2 protein-coding genes are annotated in these 1,856 nt (G+C 62.6%); both read right to left on the bottom strand.

Annotated elements, in window-relative coordinates:
• Window positions 1–1,438, bottom strand: a 1,438-nt coding sequence (locus tag I55_RS22250; RefSeq protein ID WP_044562786.1) for a TonB-dependent receptor, incomplete at its 3' end; no start/stop codon positions are given.
• Window positions 1,439–1,674: 236 nt separating this feature from the next.
• A partial coding sequence (locus tag I55_RS38000) for a hypothetical protein (protein WP_211100318.1) occupies window positions 1,675–1,856 on the bottom strand: 182 nt, incomplete at its 5' end.

Here is a 1,856-nt window from a genome sequence, read left to right as displayed (position 1 = left end):
AGGTGGACAGACCGCCGCCCTTGTAGCCGGTGGACACCTGCGCATAGAGCATGTGTTTCGCCGCCAGATCATATTCCACCCCGGCCTTGTAGGTGGTCTTGGCGAACGTGGCCTTCATCGGGCTGGCCACCGTGGTGGCGGTCTGGGTGCCTGACTCGTCCGTTTCTTCCAGCGTGTCGTTGGTGTAGCGCAGGCCGGCGGTGACGCGCAGGCGATCGGTCACCGGGTAGGTCGCCTGACCAAACACCGCCTTGCTGTCCACCGTGCCGTGGACGACGTTCTCAACCGTGTCGAAGGTGTAGTTGGTCTTCTTCGCGCCGCTGTCATCCTGGTTCAGGTAATAGAAGCCCGCCACCCATTTGAGCCGGCTGTCATCCTCCGACGCCAGGCGGAACTCCACGGAATTCTGGATCAGCGGCAGGTGATAGCGCTCGTAGGTGCCGGAAAAGGGTTGGACGTAGGTTTTTTCAAAATCCTGGTGGGCGGCCAGCAGGGTCAGGTTGGCGAATTTCGCGTCCCAGTCCACCTGTCCATGGACATCGACGTTCTGCATGTCGTAGCTGGCGGTGCAGTGGGGGTTGCAAAACAGCGCGTCGCCGGTGGGAATGGCGTACAGGCTTGAATAATCGTCGCCTTCCCAGGGGTTGCTGCGGCTGTCGACCGGCAGCCTCACATTGCCGGCTCCCTTGCCGCCGTCCTTCTGCAGATCGGCCCCCAGCAGGACCCGGATGTCCTCCGTCGGCTCCGCTAGCACCTTGACGCGGCCATACTTCTCATCGGCGTCGTCCAGTCCGTTCGACAGGTAGCCGTCGTGGGAGTAGGAGGAGAAGACGCCGCGCACCGCCACCTTGTCGCCCAGCGGCACGTTGATCACGCCCTCCGTCTTCAGGGTGTTGTAGTTGCCGTATTGCAGGGTGCCCGCCCCCTCGACCCGACCTAGGACGGGATCGTTGGTGATGATGTTGACGCTGCCGCCATTGGCGTTGCGGCCGTACAGGGTGCCCTGGGGGCCGCGCAGCACCTCCACCCGGTTGACGTCGGCAAAGGCGGAATTCGTCACCTCAGCCCGTTCCTGGTAGATACCGTCGATATTCACCGCCACGGGTGAGGGACCGTCCGTGCCCCGCGTGCCGATGCCGCGGATGTAGAAGCTGGCGCCGAAATTGGTCTGCTGCACCTGGACGCTGGGCATCAGGGCGATGGCATTCTGCAGGTTGACCGTGCCCTGCTGGGCCAGGGCTTCGCCTGTCACCGTGGTGATGGCGATGGGTGTCTTCTGCACGTCGGTGCTGCGCCGTTCCGCCGTCACCACGATTTCCGTCAGCGTGCCCGCGTCCGCCGACGCCGCCATCTGCGTCTGGGCGTGGGCGGGTAGCACGCTGGTCAGGACCAGCAGGGCCGAGCCGGCAAGCCAGCGGCCGCGGTTGTTAATGTTCATCGATACGACATCCCGGGTCGCGGCGCGTCCCTTCATGGTGACCTCCCTCTCAGGTATGGGAAGGCCGGCGCCGGTACCGGCGACCATCGGCGTTCCCCACTTTTTTGTTGGGCAACAATGGGGAGGCCATGTCGCATCCGTCAAAATGAACGATACGATAGGTTCTATAAGCGGCTTGGATATAATGGCTGTCCCACACCGGTTTGGACATTTCAATGAATTCGCGGTTACGTCTTTTAATGCAACGATTGTTGCGCTGCAGAAAATACGCGGACGTAGTCATCCGGCGGCGTGGATTGGAAATAGTTTCTCTTGAAATCCATCACTGGACCCACCCTATAGTGGGGTAGGGAGATGGCCGCCCGGCCCGCGCGATGGGCGAAGGGGCGCCGCGTCATGCGGAATGACGGCGCATGCG

The organism is Azospirillum sp. B4 (genome assembly GCF_000333275.1).
Classification (GTDB): Bacteria; Pseudomonadota; Alphaproteobacteria; order Azospirillales; family Azospirillaceae; genus Nitrospirillum.
The sequence above is the reverse complement of the archived record's forward strand: the minus strand, read 5'-3'. Positions and strand labels throughout refer to the sequence as shown.